General features: G+C 71.4%; 13 protein-coding genes. 7 read left to right on the top strand and 6 right to left on the bottom strand.

Features of this window, described 5'->3' with window-relative positions; genetic code table 11:
* Entirely contained in the window at window positions 1–1,230 is a 1,230-nt protein-coding gene (locus tag ACIA8L_RS17110; protein WP_395905326.1) for an RNA polymerase sigma factor, read from the top strand.
* A gap of 1,139 nt (window positions 1,231–2,369) precedes the next feature.
* Here ACIA8L_RS17110 and ACIA8L_RS17105 read toward each other — a convergent pair.
* Both ACIA8L_RS17105 and ACIA8L_RS17100 read right to left on the bottom strand, forming a co-directional pair.
* Window positions 2,370–3,818, bottom strand: coding sequence for a diguanylate cyclase domain-containing protein (locus ACIA8L_RS17105; protein WP_395905324.1), 1,449 nt, complete (start codon window positions 3,816–3,818; stop codon window positions 2,370–2,372).
* Complete coding sequence (locus ACIA8L_RS17100) at window positions 3,815–6,127, bottom strand: putative bifunctional diguanylate cyclase/phosphodiesterase (protein WP_395905323.1); 2,313 nt, start codon at window positions 6,125–6,127, stop codon at window positions 3,815–3,817. Before ACIA8L_RS17100 ends, ACIA8L_RS17105 begins: the two co-directional genes overlap by 4 nt.
* 99 nt (window positions 6,128–6,226) lie before the next feature.
* Between ACIA8L_RS17100 and ACIA8L_RS17095 the strand changes: the two genes are divergently transcribed.
* From ACIA8L_RS17095 to ACIA8L_RS17070, 6 genes are all read left to right on the top strand, one after another.
* On the top strand, window positions 6,227–7,120 hold the full coding sequence (locus ACIA8L_RS17095; protein ID WP_395905321.1) for a serine/threonine-protein kinase: 894 nt from the start codon (window positions 6,227–6,229) through the stop codon (window positions 7,118–7,120).
* A gap of 21 nt (window positions 7,121–7,141) precedes the next feature.
* Window positions 7,142–7,969, top strand: coding sequence for a class I SAM-dependent methyltransferase (locus ACIA8L_RS17090; protein WP_395905319.1), 828 nt, complete (start codon window positions 7,142–7,144; stop codon window positions 7,967–7,969).
* A 23-nt stretch (window positions 7,970–7,992) separates the two neighbouring features.
* On the top strand, window positions 7,993–9,246 hold the full coding sequence (locus ACIA8L_RS17085) for an aldehyde dehydrogenase family protein (protein ID WP_395905317.1): 1,254 nt from the start codon (window positions 7,993–7,995) through the stop codon (window positions 9,244–9,246).
* A 92-nt stretch (window positions 9,247–9,338) separates the two neighbouring features.
* On the top strand, window positions 9,339–9,743 hold the full coding sequence (locus tag ACIA8L_RS17080; protein ID WP_395905315.1) for a GntR family transcriptional regulator: 405 nt from the start codon (window positions 9,339–9,341) through the stop codon (window positions 9,741–9,743).
* Window positions 9,740–10,636 (top strand): ABC transporter ATP-binding protein, encoded by an 897-nt coding sequence (locus tag ACIA8L_RS17075; protein WP_395905313.1) that lies wholly within the window; start codon window positions 9,740–9,742, stop codon window positions 10,634–10,636. The genes ACIA8L_RS17080 and ACIA8L_RS17075 overlap by 4 nt, the downstream gene beginning before the upstream one ends.
* Complete coding sequence (locus ACIA8L_RS17070; RefSeq protein ID WP_395905311.1) at window positions 10,633–11,598, top strand: ABC transporter permease subunit; 966 nt, start codon at window positions 10,633–10,635, stop codon at window positions 11,596–11,598. Before ACIA8L_RS17075 ends, ACIA8L_RS17070 begins: the two co-directional genes overlap by 4 nt.
* Before the next feature lie 34 nt (window positions 11,599–11,632).
* Here the strand turns inward: ACIA8L_RS17070 and ACIA8L_RS17065 are convergent, their stop codons facing one another.
* The 4 genes from ACIA8L_RS17065 to ACIA8L_RS17050 all read right to left on the bottom strand — a co-directional run bounded on the left by ACIA8L_RS17065 (window position 11,633) and on the right by ACIA8L_RS17050 (window position 16,009).
* Window positions 11,633–13,219 (bottom strand): methyl-accepting chemotaxis protein, encoded by a 1,587-nt coding sequence (locus ACIA8L_RS17065; protein WP_395905309.1) that lies wholly within the window; start codon window positions 13,217–13,219, stop codon window positions 11,633–11,635.
* Between the two features lie 81 nt (window positions 13,220–13,300).
* The gene (locus ACIA8L_RS17060) at window positions 13,301–14,731 is read right to left on the bottom strand and encodes a S28 family serine protease (RefSeq protein WP_395905307.1); all 1,431 of its coding nucleotides are present in this window, start codon (window positions 14,729–14,731) and stop codon (window positions 13,301–13,303) included.
* Window positions 14,732–14,815: 84 nt separating this feature from the next.
* Window positions 14,816–15,580: a S1 family peptidase gene (locus tag ACIA8L_RS17055; protein WP_395905305.1), complete on the bottom strand. Its 765-nt coding sequence runs from the start codon at window positions 15,578–15,580 to the stop codon at window positions 14,816–14,818.
* A 9-nt stretch (window positions 15,581–15,589) separates the two neighbouring features.
* Window positions 15,590–16,009: a MarR family winged helix-turn-helix transcriptional regulator gene (locus tag ACIA8L_RS17050; RefSeq protein WP_395905304.1), complete on the bottom strand. Its 420-nt coding sequence runs from the start codon at window positions 16,007–16,009 to the stop codon at window positions 15,590–15,592.
* Window positions 16,010–16,087 lie beyond the last annotated feature (78 nt).

Below are 16,087 nucleotides of genomic sequence, written 5' to 3'. Positions count from 1 at the left end.
GTGACCCCCGACCGGCCGGATGTGAGTCGTGTCGTCGAAGCGGTGTTCCGGATCGAGTCGGCCCGCATCATCGGCGCGCTCGCCCGGCTGGTCCGGGACGTCGGCCTGGCCGAGGAGCTGGCCCAGGACGCGCTCGTCGCCGCGCTGGAGCAGTGGCCGGTCCGCGGCGTGCCGGACGCCCCCGGCCCGTGGCTCATGGCCACCGCCAAACACCGGGCCGTCGACCATCTGCGCCGTCAGGAGAACTACCGCAAAAAACTTTTCCTCGTGGGTACTGCCGAAGCCTCCGACGACGAGCCCGCGATCGTGGACGCCATCGACGACCACATCGGCGACGACACCCTCCGGCTGCTCTTCACCGCCTGCCACCCCGCGCTGACCACCGAGTCACAGGTCGCCCTCACCTTGCGGATGCTCGGCGGCCTGCGCACCGACGAGATCGCCCGGGCCTTCCTCACCACCGAGGCGACCGTCTCCCAGCGGATCCTGCGGGCCAAGAAAACCCTCCGGGGCGTAGCGTTCGAACTCCCACCTCCACCCCAGCTCCCATCCCGCCTGGCCGCCGTCCTCGGCACCATCTACCTGATCTTCAACGAGGGCTACGCGGCCACCGCCGGCGACGACTGGACCCGCCCCCAACTCTGCGACGAGGCCCTGCGCCTGGGCCGGGTCCTCAGCGGCCTGCGGCCCGACGCACCCGAAGTACACGGCCTCACCGCGCTCATGGAACTGCAGGCCTCCCGCCTGCCCGCCCGCACAACCCCCGACGGCCGCCCGATCCTCCTCCTGGACCAGGACCGCCGCCGCTGGGACCGCCTCCTCATCCGCCGCGGCCTGGCCGCCCTGGCCCGCGCGGAAGCCTTGGGCGTCCTGGGCCCATACGGTCTGCAGGCCGCGATCGCCGCCTGCCACGCCCGCGCCCTGACCCCCGCCGAAACCGACTGGCCACGCATCGCCGCCCTGTACCGCCTGCTCTCCCACGTAGCCCCGTCAGCGGTCGTCGAACTGAACCGAGCCGTAGCGGTAGGCATGTCCGAAGGCCCAGCCGCCGCCCTGACCTTGCTGGACGAGCTGCACCTTCCCGGCTACCCACACCTGCCGGCCGCCCGCGGCGAGATGCTGGAACGCCTGGGCCGCCACGAGGAGGCAAGAGCCGCCTTCACCGAGGCCGCCGCACTGACCCGCAACGCCGCCGAACGCGCCCTCTTCACCCGCCGCGCGGGACTGTGACCGCTCGTTCGACGCAACGTCCGCCGTGTCCAGCCTGGCCACGATCCTGACCGCAAGGCAACGCGGGCATGGGCCGCGCAGCCGGGCGTTCATGCACCGCGAAATGCACGGCCGCACGTGCTCCGGTGTGTCCGTCCTGTGCGCGGTTGGCCACGTCGAGGTCCTGCGCAACCTCCGAATGGGCCGCCGCAACACCGTCGACAACGCGCCGACACCCAACACCGCCGCGCAATCGTCCTGCGCAATCAACACCCCACCACCGAACCGACCTGACGCTTTTGCCAAACAATCCCCGGCCCGTTACCACCGAAAGTCGACCACAACGGACCCGGCACCCCCAGACGAACCGCAACCAACAAACCGCGACCAAACTACGGTCGAAACCACGCTGATCCGGTAGTTCCCATCGGCCGAGCCCACATTGCGGTGCCCCTCCAACCGCTGAAATCGCGACCCTCGTACACTATTTGAAATAGTGATGGAAGCGCGCCGGCCGCGCGGAAATACAGCCCCATGGTGGAAGAGTTCCGTCGCGTGCACCAAGAGCAACGCGATTGGGGACTGCAAAGGCGGTATGAGGAAAAGCTCCGCCGAATCTACGGTGACAACATTCCGGTGACCGATGAGGACTGGCGTCAGGCTTGGGCGGCTCGGCGCGTCCAGCTTGCCGCTGCGTCTGAGCTTATGGAATCTGAACCGCAGGAGCCGGCCGAGGAGCCAGTGCCGGTCGAAGAGTCGATGCCGGTCGCGGAGTTGATGCCGGTTGAAGAGTCGATGCCGGTCGCGGCGGCCGGGACTGATGTCGACGGCGCGGGGGACCTTGATGATGCTGAGCCACAGGACCTTGCGCAGCCTCGTCCGGCGGCTCGAGCCCGTTGTTCGGCGTCGTTGCGGGGTGCCTCGGGGTGGATCGCCCGGCTGGAGGGGCACCGCAACGTGGGCTCGGCCGATGGGAACTACCGGAGTGGCGTGGTTGCGACCGTGCTTTGGATGCGGTTCGTTGGTGGCGGTCCGCGAATTGGCCGGCGGGTCCGTCGTGGTCGTCATTCGGTGGTAACGGGGCGCGGGGCTTCGGCGATGGAAGGGCTTGCATTCATTTGCGGCGCGGGGCCTTCGGCGATGGAAGGGCTTGCATTCGTTTATCTTGCCGTGGCGGTGCGGAGTGCTGCGGGGTCGGTGGCGGGGTGGGGTTTTGCGCGTTTGCGGCGGTACATTTCCGTGTCCGCTCGGCGTAGGAGGGCGTCCGGGTCGCCCGGGGGGCCGTCGGCGATGCCTACGCTCGCCCGGATCGATAGGAGAGCGTCGTCGAAGTGGATCGGGGTGTCCAGGCGCGCCAGGAAGCTGGCGCCGACCAGGGCGGCCTCGTCGGCGTCCGTGGCTGGTAGGAGGATTGCGAACTCGTCGCCGCCCAGGCGGGCCGCCATGCCGCCGGGTGGGGTGACGGCGGCCAGGCGGGCGGCTACAGCGGTCAGGACCGTGTCGCCGGCGTGGTGGCCGTGGGTGTCGTTGACTTGCTTGAAGTCGTTGAGGTCGACCAGCAGGACGGCGCTGTGTGAGGTCAGGTCGGCCAGGGTGGCGTCGAACAGGGCGCGGTTCGCCAAGCCGGTCAGGCCGTCGTGGGTGGCCTGGTGGCGCAGCTCGCGCAGCAGCGTCGCGTTCTCGGTGAACGCCAGCTGCTGGCGGCTCACGGCCAGGACGGTGGCGACGAAGAGGCCGCCCAGCAGGAGCCAGCCGTCCGGGCCGACACCGTCGTGCAGGACGAAGGGCAAAGCCGCGAACAGACCGGCCAAGGTGGTGTACGGCAGCAGGCTGTACGGCTTCGCGACCCGCTCGGATGCGGGGACCGGTGGGCCGCCGAGTTCTTGCAGGCGCGGGCCGGCCATCAGCAGTACCGCCGACAGAATTTGCGCCGCCAGGAGCAGGCCCAGGCGGGCACCCTCCGGGCCGACCAGGGCGCCGACCGAGCCCTGCAGCACCCCGGCCAGCAGCATCGGCGCGACGGCGCGGGCCGACAGGGGTGCGTTGCCGCTCAGGATGAGCTTCACCGCGGCGAACGCGGCGACCAGGATGACGACGGTGCCGAGGAGCAGGGCCACGAGGGCGCTCTTCGGCTGGCCGGTGCCGGTCGGCAGGACCAGCAGCCAGACCAGGACACCCGCGCCGACCAGGACCGAGGCGGCGTCGAGCCAGAAGCGTTGCTTCGCCTGGCGGGTCGCGATCCGGCTCGGGTGCGTGAGCATGATCCATACCACCCAGCCGAGCCCGGCCAGGAGGGTGGCGACCTGGAACGGGTTGGGGACGGCGGCGGCCGGGCCGGGGTGCAGCCAGGCGACGGCGGTCTGGCTGGCGTCGCCGACGATGAACACCAGCGAGACCCGGCTGACGGCACGCCAGAAACGGCGGGTGTCGGCGGGGATGTTCATGCGCGTGACGCGGCGGGCGAAGTACCCCAGCAGAAAATCGGTGATCGGCAGGACCGTCCAGAACACGCGGACCTGGGTGGCGCCGTCGGCGACGCCCAGCAGGAACCAGCCCGCGAGCACGGCACCGGCGGCGATCATGGCGATGACGACCGGGTCGCGTCTCATCCGGTGCGGGCCGGGTTCAGGCGGGCGAAGGCGGCCTCGAGGTGCGGGGCGGGGCCGGGCTTGGCGAAGTGGTACCCCTGTGCCAGCCGGCAGCCGAGCGCGTGCAGGACCTCGGCCTGCTCGGCGGTCTCGATGCCCTCGGCGATCGCCGGCAGGTCGCGGCTGCTGCCGAGCTGGAGGACGGCGCGGGTGAAGGCGTGGTCACCGCCGGCCTCGGGGCCGGTTGGCACGAAGGAGCGGTCGATTTTCAGGATGTCGACGGGGAGCTGGTTGAGGTACGACAGCGACGAGTAGCCGGTGCCGAAGTCGTCGATGGCGATGCGGATGCCGTGGCCGCGCAGGCGGGCGAGGGCCTCGGGGAGCGCGTCGGCGTCGCCGGCGAACACCGACTCGGTGATCTCCAGGACCAGGGCGGCCGGGGGCAGGCCGGTGCGGCCGAGGACGGCCAGGACGTCGTCGGCGAAGTCCGGCTCGGCCAGCTGGCGTACGGAGACGTTCACGGTGATGGAGGTGCCGAACCGCTCGTACCAGGTGCCGGCGTCGCGGCAGGCCTGCTCGAGGACCCAGGCGCCGATCGGCACGATGAGGCCGGTCTCCTCGGCGACCGGGATGAAGTCGTTCGGCGGGACCGGGCCGTCGGCCGGGGTCCAGCGCAGCAGCGCCTCGACGGCGACGATCCGCGCCCCGGGCAGCTCGACCACCGGCTGGTAGTGCACGGCGAGCTCGTCGCGCTCGATCGCGTGGCGCAGCCCGGCGCTGATCCGCGTGAAGGTTTCCCGGGCACTGCGCAACTCCGGCTTGTACCGCACGACCCGGTCCCGGCCGCCCCGCTTCGCCGCCCGCAGGGCCAGCTCGGCATCGGCGACCACTTCCTGCGGGTCCTGCCCGTCGATGTGCACGAGGCCGATGCTGGCCGCGAGGTGCACCGTCCGCCCGTCGATCGCGATGGGTGCCCGGACTTCGGCCCGCAGCAGTTCGGCGAGCTGGCCGGCCCGTTCGTGGTCGGTCTCGGCGAACAGCGCGAACTCGTCGCCGCCGAGTCTGGCCAGCGTGTCACCCGGTGCGGCGACGGCCCGCAGCCGCGCGGCCAGGGCAATGAGCACCTGGTCGCCGAAGCCGATGCCGTGGGCGTCGTTGACGTCGGTGAACCGGTCCACGTCGAGCAGGAGCAGGGCGTGCGGCCGCCGCTCCGGGCGGGCCAGGGCCCAGTCCATGCGCTCGGTCAGCAGGGCGCGGTTGGCCAGGCCGGTCACCGGGTCGTGCAGGGCGCCGTGGCGCAGCTGGTGCTCCAGGCCGACCCGCTCGACCAGCGCGGCCTCCAGGCGCCGCTCGTTGGTGGCGAGGTCGGCGAGGCGGCGCTGCGCCAGCCGGGCCAGGCCGCCGAGGCGGGTGACGAGCAGTACCGACAGCAGCCCGGCGAGAACGGCCGGCACGATCAGGTGGCGCCACTCCCCCGGTGCCCGGCTGCCGTGGGTGGTGACGAGGCGGTAGACGGTCGCGGCCGGCCCGAGCAGCGTGGCGCCGCCGAAGAGCAGGATGCGCCGGGTCGACAGGACGTCGCGCTCGTCACCGGCCTGCGGCCGGCGGGGCTCGCGGCCGCCGAGGCGGCGCTGGTGCAGGCCGGCCAGGCCGAGCACCAGGTAGGAGCCGAGCCAGAGCATGTTGTCGAGCCACTGGACGTCGCGGACCCGGCCGTTCGCGGCGTGCGCGAAGAAGATCGTGTTGGCCGTGAGCATCAGCCCGACGCCGGCCAGCAGGAGCAGGTTGGCCCGGTTGCGGGCGGCCCCGGAGAGCAGGACCCGCACGGCCGCGGCGAACAGGACCAGGTCACAGATCGGGTACACCAGGGCCAGGCCGAGCGCGAGCGGCCCGATCTCGGTCCGGTGCAGGTAGGGGTGGATCAGCACCATCCAGTCGATGACCGCGACGCCGGCCATCACGATCGACGCGTCGAGCAGCGCGATCCGGGCCCGGCCCCCGGCGGCCCCGATGAGCCCGGCGATGAGCAGCGCGTATGACGCCAGGTAGGCGAAGTCGTTCCAGGACGGGAACGGCACGGGACCGCCGTGGAGCAGCGACTCCCCGGACCAGACGGCGTCGGCGAGGAGCCGGACCGCGAACCCGAGGCCGACGAGGCGCCACGCGGGTGCGATCGCCCGGCGGTCGCGGACCAGCCGGACCAGCAGCGGCGCGCTGCCGACGATGGCCGTGGCCAGCCACAGGGCACGGCCGAGCGGGCCGGTGGCCAGCGACGATCCCACGATCGCGGCGGCACCGGCCACCGCGAGGTACCGCTGGCGTCCCTGCATGCCTACCAGCTCACCGGCCGGGCGTTGCCGTGCCGGTGCCCGGACGGGTGCCGTGCGGTTCGCCTTTTGAAAGGGGCGTCCCGTGGGAAACAGGATGGGGTGCGGTTTCTGGGCGGACGGTACCGGCTGCGTCGCAAGCTGGGCGAAGGCGGCATGGCCAGCGTCTGGGAGGCGCACGACGAGGTGCTGGACCGCCAGGTCGCCGTGAAGCTGCTCACACCCGAGCACACCGCGGACATCGACGCGTTCGAACGGGCCCGCAACGAGGCCCGCTCCGGCGCCCGGTTCGCCCACCCGAACGTGGTGGCGGTCTATGACTTCGGGACGTCCCGGCGGGCCGGCCGGGGCACCGCGTACCTGGTCATGGAGCTGGTCGAGGGGCAGTCACTGGATCGGGTGATGCTCGACGGGCCGCTCGACTGGCAGGTCGCCGGCCGGGTGTGCGCCGAGGTCGGGGCCGGCCTCGCGGCCGCGCACGGGCACGGGGTCGTGCACCGCGACATCAAGCCCGCCAACGTCGTGCTGACCGCGTCCGGCGCCAAGATCCTCGACTTCGGGGTGGCCGCCCGCATCGGCCAGCCGGACCAGCTGCCGGACGGCACGCTGATGGGCACCCCGGCGTACCTGGCCCCGGAGCGGCTCGAACGGGGCACGGCGGCGCCCGCGGCGGACGTGTACGCGGTCGGGGTGCTGCTCTACCAGTGCCTGACCGGGCGGCTCCCGTGGCCGGCGAACACGGACGAGCAGATGCTGCACGCGCACAGGTCCATGCCGCCGGCCCCGCTGCCCACGATCGCCGGGCTGCCGGAGGAGGTGGCCGAGATGTGTACCGCCAGCCTGTCGAAGCTCCCCGAGGCCCGCCCGACGAGCGTCGCCCTGGCCCTGCTCCTGTCGGCCGCGGTGGACGTGCCCGTGCACGTGCCGCCGGTGCTGCGGCCCATGCCGGTCAAGGACGACGCGCTGCACGCCGCGACGGAGGCGATATCCGTTTGACCGCCGTGCGACGGTCGGGGCGTGGATTCAGTACAGGTGAACAAGGCGCATTGGGACGAGCGCGCCCCGGCCCATGCCGCGTCGAGCGGGTACAACATCCAGGGTTTTGTCGATGATCCGGAATTGCTGAGTGAGGTCGTGCGGTTCGACCGGCAGCGGCTCGGAGATGTGCGCGGGCTGCGGGCGGTGCATCTGCAGTGCCACATCGGCACCGACACGCTCTCCCTGCACCGCCTCGGCGCCGACGTCACCGGCCTGGACTTCTCCTCCGCGTCGCTGGCCGAGGCCCGGGACCTGGCCCGGCGGACCGGAGCCGACATCACCTACGTCGAGGCGGAGGTGTACTCCGCGCCGGACGTGCTGGAAGCCGGTGTCTTCGATCTCGTGTACACCGGGGTCGGCGCCCTGTGCTGGCTGCCCGACATCCGCCGGTGGGCCGCGACCGTCGCCGCGCTGCTGCGCCCCGGCGGCCGGCTGTTCATCCGCGAGGGTCATCCCACCATGTGGGCGGTCGACGAGACCCGCAAGGACGGCCTGGTCGCCCTCGAGTTTCCCTACTTCGAGCGCCCCGAGCCGCTCGTCTGGGACGAGAACGGCACCTACGTCGACACGGACGTGCAATTCACGCACACCGTCTCGCACTCGTTCAGCCACGGCCTGGGCGAGATCGTCACCGCCCTGCTCGGCGCCGGCCTGGAGCTGACCATGCTGGAGGAGCACGACAGCTGCCCGTGGGACTTCTACCCCGGCGCCACCGTCAAGGACGAGCACGGCGAGCACCGGCTGGCCGAGCGACCCGAGCGGCTGCCGCTTACATACACTCTGCAGGCACGTAAACGGACCGCTTGACCCGTCGTTTGTTGGAGGCCGCCGTGGACCAGGACGTCAACGAGGTTGTGGCTGCGGCCGCCCGCTCCGCCCGGGCCGCCGCCGGCTCGCTCGCCGCGGCACCGGCCAAGACGATCGACGAGGCCCTGCGCGGCATGGCCCGCCGGCTGGCCACCGCACCGGACGCGATCCTGGCCGCCAACGCGTCGGATGTCACCCAGGCCGAGGCCGACGGCATGAGCGGCGGCCTGCTCGACCGGCTCCGCCTCGACGAGACCCGCCTGGCCGGCATGGCCGAGCAGCTCAACATCCTCGCCGACGTCGAGCCGGAGCCGGCCCGCCGCACCGTCCGCGAGCTCGGCGGCGGCCTGACACTGCAGGAGTGGCGCCGCCCGGTCGGCGTCATCGGCGCCAACTACGAGGCCCGCCCCAACGTGACCGTCGACGTCGCCTCCCAGCTCATCAAGAGCCAGAACGGCGGCGTCCTGCGCACCGGCTCGGCCGCCCTGGCCTCGGCGATCGCCCTGATGGACGAGATCGTCGCCCCCGCCCTGGCCGAGGCCGGCCTGGACCCGGCCGCCGTGCAGCTGATCCGCGCCCGCGGCCGCGAGACGGCCGACGCCCTGGTCGCCCAGCCCGGCCTGATCCCCCTGGTCATCCTGCGCGGCAGCGGCGAGAGCACCCGCACCTTGGCCGAGAAGGCCGCGCTGCGGGGCGTGCGCACCCTGGCCCACGCCGACGGCGGCGGCGTCCTGTACATCGACGCCGCGGCCGACCTGGACAAGGCGTTCGCGCTGATCACCGCCGGCCTGGACCGCCTGGGCGTCTGCAACCGCCTCAACCTGCTGCTCATCCACCGCTCGCTGTACTCCTCGCTGATCCCCCGCGTCACCGCCGCCGTGGCCCCGAAGATCTCGGTCTCGCTGCCGCCGCACGCACACCCGCTCGGCTACGAATGGGCCCTGGACTCCGACCGCGAAGCCACGATCACCGTGGCCCCGGCCGACGGCCCGCTCGACGCGGCCCGCCTCGCCAACGAGGAGACGTCCGGCCTGGCCGCCGGCATCGTCACCGAGGACGCCGCCGCGGCCCGCGAGTTCCTGGGCGCCTACGCGGGGACGGGCGCCTTCTGGAACGCGACGACCCGCTTGCTGGACGGGTTCAAGCTGCTCAACGTCCCGGAGACGGGCATCAACATCGACCGCGTCCCCGGCCCCCGCGGCCCGGTCACGTTCCGGGACCTGTCCCTGCGCCAGTACGCGGTCATCCCCGCCGACCGCCTCGCCGACCTGGACTGAGCCTCTCCCTCCGAGGGGGAGGCTCCGTTGACGACCCCTGGCTTTACTGCTTTACTACGCGCTTAGTAAAGCAGTACAGCGAGGGAGTTGCCGTGTTCCATTTCCGGCTCGATACCGGCTCCGGCGTACCGCCGTATCTACAGCTGGTCCAGCAGGTCCAGCAGGCGGTCCTGCTGGGTTTCCTGCTGCCCGGCGACCGCCTGCCCCTGATCCGAGAGGTCGTCGAGTCCCTCGCCATCAACCCGAACACCGTTGCGAAGGCATACCGCCAGCTGGAGCAGGAGCATCTCGTCACCGGCCGGCCGGGTCACGGCACCTTCGTCAACGACACCCTGCCGGCGGCGGTGCCCCCGGCCACGTACACCTCGCTGCGAACCGGCCTGCAAACCTGGCTGCGCCGTGCGTACGCCGCCGGGCTCGACGATCACGCGATCGCCGCCCTCTTCTCCAGCGTCCACCACCAGACGAAGACGACGGCGAAGACGGAGACGGCATGACGACCCAGCCCGCGCTGCTCACCCGGAACCTCGGCAAGCGCTACCGCAGGGCCTGGGCCTTGCGCGACTGCACGCTGGAACTGCCGCCCGGCCGGGTCACCGCACTCGTCGGCCCGAACGGCGCCGGCAAGACCACCTTGCTGCGGCTGTCGGTCGGTCTGCTCACGCCGACGGTGGGGTCGGTCGAGGTGTTCGGCGAGTCGCCGGCCACGAACAGCGTGCGGGCCCTGACCCGCATCGGCTTCCTTGCCCAGGACCACCCGCTCTACCGCCAGTTCACCGTCGCGGACCTGCTGCGCTTCGGCCGCTCGTGCAACGTGCGCTTCGACGGCGAATCGGCCGCACGGCGCCTGACCCGGCTGGGCATTTCGCTTGACGCCCGCGCCGGCGCGCTCTCCGGAGGGCAGCAGTCCCAGGTGGCGCTCGCGCTGGCGCTGGCCAAGCGACCCGATCTGCTGGTGCTCGACGAGCCGACATCCAGCCTGGATCCGCTGGCGCGGCAGGAGTTCCAGCAGACCCTCATGAGCGCGGTCGCCGACGGGGAACTCACCGTGTTGTTCTCCTCCCACGCCGTCCATGAGCTCGAACGGGTCTGCGACCACCTCGTGGTCATGAACCACGGCCGGGTCATGCTCAGCGGCGACATCGACGCGCTGCTCGCCGAGCACCGCCTGCTCGTGGGCCCGCGGGTCACGACCGATCACCGGGGCTCCCGGTCCGTCGTCGACGTCAAGCACAGCGACAGACACACCACCATGCTGGTACGCCAGACAGCGGCGCCGATCATGCCGGGTTGGCAGGCCAACCCCGTCGGACTCGAAGAGCTGGTCCTCGCCTACCTGCGCCGACCCGTCGACGCTGAGGCCGTCGGGTCCCGGGCGGAGGCGGCATGACGTGGATGATGTGGCGCCAGCATCGCACCGAGGCCCTGGCCCTGACGATCTTCATCGGCGTCATCGCCGTGGCGCTCTTCGTACTCGGCCGGCCGATGCACGCCCTGTTCCCGCTGGGCTCGGCGCACTGCCTGGCACCGCCGCTGGACCAGGCCTGCCGCTCCGCGCTGGTCCGGCTCCAGCACGACTACGGCTACAGCACCACAGTGCTGATCCTGCTCAACTTCGCGCCGTACGCGATCGGCGGGTTCCTCGGCGCGCCGCTGCTCGCCCGCGAACTCGAGGCGGGCACCTGGCAGCTGGTCTGGACCCAGGCCGTGCCCCGCCGGCGCTGGCTGGCCGGCAAAGTCGTGGTGCTCGGCACCCTCAGCGTCCTGCTCGCCGCAATCCTGTCCGTGGTGATCGCCTGGTATCGGCGACCCCTTGATCTGCTGGGCGGCGGGCTGGACATCACCGGCTTCGACCTCACCGGCACGGCGCCCATGGCGTACACACTGTTCGCGTTCGCGCTGGGTGTCGCGGCCGGGGCGGTGCTGCGCCGCAGTCTGCCGGCGGCCGCCGGGGCGCTCGTGTGCTTCCTGGCGGTGCGCGTCACCGTCGCCGGCTGGATCCGTCCGCACTTCCTCACGCCGGTCACCCGCGTCGAGGCCTTCGTGCCGGGGTCCGGCGACATCGCCGACGGCACGGGGAACGTCCGGGACATGATCCTGGACCAGGGGTTCGTCGACGCCGACGGCCGGCGCGTCAGCGGGCTCGGCGCCGTCATCATGGAAGGCAAGGCTCGTGAGGGCGGCGGCGACCCCGCCACCTACCTCCACGACCACGGTATCCAGCATTGGGTCGTCTACCAGCCCATGGATCGATACTGGACCTTCCAGCTCATCGAGAGCGTCACCTTCGTCGGGCTGGCCGCGCTCTTGCTGGCGCTGGTGTTCTGGCGCATCCGGCGTCCCGCCTTCTGATCAACCGGATGGGAGACCGTTTCCCTCACTGGATTCAGTAGCGGAAGACGGCGACGGTACGGCGGAGGTCGGCGGCGACCGTGTTCAGGTCGTCCGCGGTGGCGGCCGTGTCCTTCGCGATGGTCGTGGTCTCGTCGGCGGCGGTGGCCACGCCGTTGACGTTGGTGCTGATCTGGGTCGCGCGGCCGGCTACCTGGCTCACCGTTCTCGTCATCTCGGCGGTGGTCGCGGACTGTTGTTCCACGGCGGCGGCGATGCTGGCCTGGGCGTCGCTGATCGTGGTGATGACGGTGCTGATCTGTTCGATGGCGGTCACGGCGGCGGTGGAGTCGCGCTGGATGGCGGCTACGCGCTGCGCGATGTCCTCGGTCGCCCGCGCCGTTTCCTGCGCCAGGTCCTTCACCTCCGTCGCCACCACCGCGAAGCCCTTCCCGGCGTCGCCGGCCCGGGCGGCCTCGATGGTGGCGTTCAGGGCCAGCAGGTTCGTCTGCTCGGCGATCGACGTGATCAGTTTGACGACCGTCTCGATTTCTCGTGAGGACTGGCCGAGGCTGGCCAGTACCGCCGCCGCTTCTGCTGCTTCTCGGACGGCTCGGTCCGCGGTCTGGGCGGCGGCTGAAGTGCTGCGGGCGATCTCCTGGATCGAGGCGCCGATCTCCTCGGAGCCCGCGGCGACGGTACCGATGTCCTGGGTGATGCCGTCCGTCGCCTGCGACGCCAGGCGTACCTCGTCGGAGGAGCGGGCGGCGCTGCCCGTCATCTGGCCGGCGGACGTCGTCAGGTGCGCCGCCGCGGTCGTGACCCGGCCCACGTTGCCGTCCACGTCGCGCAGGGAGGTGCCCAGGCGCTCCAGGCCCCGGTTCAACGCGGTGCCCATCCGGCCCACCTCGTCACGACCGGACACGTGCAGGCGGCCGCTGAGGTCGCCCTCGGCCACCGACTCCAGGACGCGGACGGTTTCGCGCAGCGGGCGGGAGATCAGGCGGCTGATGACCGTCACCAGCACCGCGGCCAACGCTACGGCGGCCACGATCATGCCGATGATGAGCAGGCGGGCGCGGTCGTAGGCGCGCTGGGACGCGGCCAGGGTGTTCTGGGCCTTGGTGTCCACGGCCGCGTCGAGCCGGTTCAGCGCCCCCTGCGCGGCCGTGACCTGGGGGGCGGCCTTGGTCCGGATCGTTTCGAACAGCACCGCCCCGTCGGTCTGCGCGGACGTGGCCAACGGCATCAGATCCTGCTCCAGTACTGTCCGATAGCTCGCCAGCGCCTGTTCGAACGCGTTGCGATCGGCCTCCTCGCCGGCGAGGGGCAGCGTGACGAACTCGCTCCAGCCTTTGTCCAGGGCCGTGTTCGCGTCCTGCAGGTTCTGCTTCGCGGTGCTCTGGTCGGCGTCGGTCGCGGCCAGGGCGATGTTCATCAGCTCGGCCTGGACCGTGCGGAACCGCAGGGCCACGTCGTCGAGGTCGGCGATGTCCTGGAGGTTGTCGGCGTACATCAGGTGCAGCCGGTCCTGGGCGTCGCCGAGCTGCCGGATGCCGACCAGGCCGACGCCGACGAGCAGGAGACTGACGATCGCGACGGTCGAGGCGAGCTTCGCGGCGATCGGGAGGTTCCGCACCATACCGGCCCGATCGGCAGGCGGGCGGGCGAGTTGAGCACGGCGGGGACATTCGACGCCCCCGCCGCGCTCACGGCGTGCGGACTAGCGGTTGAACTTCCGGTCGAGGGCCAGGTTGTGGTCGTCGAGGCCGGCGATGTAGCTCGAGGATCCGGACGCGCCGAACGAGCTCGCGGCCGGCGTGGTCACGCCGGCCCAGCGCTGGACGGCGGCCGTGGCCTTCGCGGTCTCGTCGGGCTTGAGCGCGGCGATGTTCGCGCCGTGGTTGGCGCCCGCCGCGACGTACCACTGGGAGTCGCGGGTGAACGGCCCCAGCCGGAACGGCTCCGCGCCCCAGGGGTCATTGCCACCGTAGACGAAGATCAGGCGGCTGGCCGCGAACTTGACCCAGATGTCGATGTCGAGCATCGCGAGGGGCTGGAACCGGGGTACCAGCGCACGCGGGATGTACGACTGGGCCCGGTCCTGGCCGCGGTAGTGCTGCAGGCCCTTGAGGTGTGGCAGGGACACGTCCGGGTAGCCGAGCTGGTAGGAGGCCTGGAAGTAGTAGGGGATGTACGGCTCGATGCCCTGGTCGGTGTTCGAGTCGAGGCCGTAGATCAGGTCGATCCAGTTCCAGATGTCGTCACTGGACGCTGTTCTCGGGGGCACGTCGGCACAGTCGGACTCCAGGGAGTACTGCCAAAATGCCCAGGTCGTGCCGTTGACCATGAATTCGAAGGCCCGGTCGGCGCTGCCCGTGATGGTGAACGTGCGCTGGTTCTCGGTGGCCCAGGCCTGGTAGCGGGCGACGAACTCGGTCCGCCGCTTCAGGGCCTCGATCTGGACGCCGTCCAGCGCGGCCCGGCACGCGGCCGTCCCGACCTTGGTGAAGAACTTGTCGTAGGCCGAGTCCTCGTCGTTCACCACGTCCTGGGGCGCCACGTAGGCGACGGTGCCGTCGACGTCGCTGGGGTAGAAGCGGCGGTGGTAGATCGACGTCATGCCGCCCTTGCTGGCCCCCGTCGAGATCCACTTCTGGGAGTAGATCGGCTTGAGCGCGGCCACGATCCGGTGGTGGTCGGTCGCGGCCTGCCAGATGGTGAGCTGCTGCTCCCACTTCGGTTCCCCGGGGCGCGACGGCATGAAGAAGCGCTGCTCCACGGAGATCTGGTTGCCGTCGATCAGCCGGGTGGGCTCGGAGCGGAACGCGTACTCGGGCACGTTGTAGCCGGTCGTGTGCAGTACCGTCGGCCGGTCCGTCCCCCGGTGCAGCAGCGTGAACCGCTGCTCGAAGGTGCCCTTCCGCGGGTTGGTGTGGTCGACCGGCTGGGTGATGCTGAGGATGAAGAAGCGGTATGGCGCGACGACCGGCTGCTCCTCGAGCACGGTGACGCCGGGTGCGGCCTCGAGGCGGTCACGGATGTCGGTGTCCGCCGCGGTGGTCGCCGCCGACGCGGGCGCTGCTACCGCGACCGTGCCGATCAAACCCAGCATCAGCGTCGCGGCGAGCAGCGCCCGTCGAAATCGGATCATGCGGTGTCCTCCCCATCGAGATGTTCCGCTATCTCGATGGAAGCTACCGCGATCCGGGCGATTCGGCCCCGACCGAATACCCTTTTATGTCAGCAGCGTGGCCTTGACCCAGCCGTAGAGGGGATCGACGCGGGTGGTCGTCTCCTCCTGGGCGTGCGGGCACGTCGGCCCCGTGCTCTCCACCGACACGAGCACCGGGCGGTGCTGCGGCTCGGCGAAGTACGGCGCGCCCGAGTCGTGCTCGCACGCGCTGGTGGTCGGCGCCGGGAAGTAGCCCTTCACCCCGGCCGTGACCGCGGCGACCGAGGACACCTTGACCAGCCCGGTCTGCAGGTGCGTGGACGGGACCGTGTCGGTCCCCTTCAGCTTGCCCCAGCCGGTGATGCGCAGCACGTCACCGACCTTCGGCGCCGTGCTGGACACGCGGACCGGCGTCACGTCGTTCACCGGGGCGGCCAGCTTGGCCATCGCGATGTCGCCGGTCGGGGCCTGCTGCACGGAGACGACGTCCACTACGTGACCGGTGTCGTTGGCCAGGTCGGCCCGGCCGACGGTCGCGGTGGTCGCGTAGGGCACCGGTCCGGAGACCGGGTTGCGGTTGGGGTCGTGGAAACAGTGCCCGGCGGTGATGACCCACCACGGCGACACCAGCGCGGCGGTGCACGAGCTGTCATACCGGGTGCCGTCGGGCCTCGGGATGTCGGTCATGGTCAGCTTCACCGCGAACCGGTATTGCCCCTCCGGCACCGGGTTGCCGTCCGCGACGGCGGCGGCGGGTGTGGCGAGGCCCAGCCCGGCCCCCGCGACCACCGCGGCGCAGACGACCAGGCGAGCGAGGCGTGACACCATGCAGTTACCTCAATTCGGTTCGGATACCCGCAGGGCGGCGAGTATGCGGATCAGCTCGGCCCGATCGGCCGCGGGCAGGGACGCGAAGAAGCGCTCTCCCTGAGCGCCGCGCTCGGCGCGCAGGTGCTCGGTCGTGGCGGTGCCGGCCGCGGTCAGCGTGACAAGCGTCGCCCGGCGGTCGGCGGGGTCGGGCCGGCGCTCCACCAGGCCGCGCTCCTGCAGCCCGTCGACGACCTCGGTGGTCGAGCGGGGCGCGATGCGCAGGTGCTCCGACAGCTCGCTGAGGCGCATCGTGCCGTGTTTGGCCAGCACGTTGAGGGCACGCGCCTGCCCGGGGGTGACCCCGAGCGGCTGCAGCGTCTCGTGCGACTGGTGCCGGAGCCGGCGGGCCACCGACCAGAACAGCTCGGAGAGGCTTTCGTCCTCCACGTGGACCAACATAGTCACCTGTCGAAAACGCCGGGCGGCGGGCGGAATGAAAAACGGGTTGGTGCTGTTCCCTCAAAG

The organism is Dactylosporangium sp. NPDC051541 (assembly GCF_044454505.1).
GTDB lineage: Bacteria > Actinomycetota > Actinomycetes > Mycobacteriales > Micromonosporaceae > Dactylosporangium.
Note: the sequence above shows the minus strand (reverse complement) of the source record. Positions and strands in the feature narration are given on the sequence as shown.

What these genes read in the sequence shown, in the direction of transcription:
- ACIA8L_RS17075 (WP_395905313.1), top strand. Translation starts at nt 9,740, where the DNA reads ATGACGACCCAGCCCGCGCTGCTCACCCGGAACCTCGGCAAGCGCTAC.
- ACIA8L_RS17070 (WP_395905311.1), top strand. Translation starts at nt 10,633, where the DNA reads ATGACGTGGATGATGTGGCGCCAGCATCGCACCGAGGCCCTGGCCCTG.
- ACIA8L_RS17065 (WP_395905309.1), bottom strand. Translation starts at nt 13,219, where the DNA reads ATGGTGCGGAACCTCCCGATCGCCGCGAAGCTCGCCTCGACCGTCGCG.
- ACIA8L_RS17105 (WP_395905324.1), bottom strand. Translation starts at nt 3,818, where the DNA reads ATGAGACGCGACCCGGTCGTCATCGCCATGATCGCCGCCGGTGCCGTG.
- ACIA8L_RS17060 (WP_395905307.1), bottom strand. Translation starts at nt 14,731, where the DNA reads ATGATCCGATTTCGACGGGCGCTGCTCGCCGCGACGCTGATGCTGGGT.
- ACIA8L_RS17055 (WP_395905305.1), bottom strand. Translation starts at nt 15,580, where the DNA reads ATGGTGTCACGCCTCGCTCGCCTGGTCGTCTGCGCCGCGGTGGTCGCG.
- ACIA8L_RS17100 (WP_395905323.1), bottom strand. Translation starts at nt 6,127, where the DNA reads ATGCAGGGACGCCAGCGGTACCTCGCGGTGGCCGGTGCCGCCGCGATC.